The organism is Cupriavidus sp. SIMBA_020, from assembly GCF_046535395.1.
In the GTDB taxonomy this organism is placed as follows: Bacteria; Pseudomonadota; Gammaproteobacteria; order Burkholderiales; family Burkholderiaceae; genus Cupriavidus; species Cupriavidus campinensis.
Genome location: NZ_JAWRWU010000740.1, coordinates 1 through 266 on the forward strand (window position 1 = coordinate 1; position 266 = coordinate 266).

Genomic DNA, 266 nt, shown 5'->3' on the forward strand with positions numbered 1-266 from the left:
GGGTGGTGGAGCGTGCTTCCCATCGGTGCCGGTACCTGCGTCGCGCTGTCAATTCTGCGTGTGGCCTTGAAGCATCGCGATCAGATGGTCGACTTGTTGGATTGCGCCAGCGTAGCTGTTGCCGGCCATCGCTGGCGAAGTCAGGTATTGACCGCCCACCGCGAAAGAAGGCGTGCCCTTGATATGGTAGCTCTCGGCCAATTGAGAGGCCCTGCGCATCTCGACCTGCACGCCGAATGAATCAAAGGCGGCGTCGAATTTGGCTT

General features: G+C 59.8%; 1 pseudogene. It reads right to left on the minus strand.

The features are described from left to right. Positions 1–48: 48 nt before the first annotated feature. A pseudogene (locus SB751_RS31300) lies at positions 49–266 on the minus strand (thiol:disulfide interchange protein DsbA/DsbL); the annotation flags it as partial.